The organism is Enterobacter sichuanensis (genome assembly GCF_002939185.1).
Classification (GTDB): domain Bacteria; phylum Pseudomonadota; class Gammaproteobacteria; order Enterobacterales; family Enterobacteriaceae; genus Enterobacter; species Enterobacter sichuanensis.
The window spans coordinates 1-316 of the sequence record NZ_POVL01000187.1; the positions used below are offsets into that span (position 1 = coordinate 1).

The 316-nt window shown below is 66.5% G+C and carries 1 pseudogene; it reads right to left on the reverse strand.

Annotated elements, in window-relative coordinates:
* A pseudogene (locus tag C5687_RS24435) lies at positions 1-316 on the reverse strand (RHS repeat domain-containing protein); the annotation flags it as partial.

A 316-nucleotide genomic window follows, 5' to 3' on the forward strand; every position in this document is an offset into this window, starting at 1 on the left:
CTCCAGCGGCGCACCGTTCAGGTCGGTGTTGAACCAGTAAATCTCACCGCTGCGCTGGTCGCGAAGATGGTCCACCCGCGCCAGCGGGCTCCAGGCCTCATTCGGGTCGTATACATAGGTGCTGCACAGCCCGCTCTCCTGCTGCTCCTGCAGCAGGCGGTAGCCCTGCCACAGGAAGCGGGTGTCGGTGGTGCCGTGCGTCGTGGTGACGATTTTGCGCGTGCGGCGGCCCAGCGCGTCATAGTGATAGCGCGCCTCAAAGCGCCCTTCCGGCCCGGTTCCCCGGGCGGACACCAGACGGTTCTCGGCGTCATAC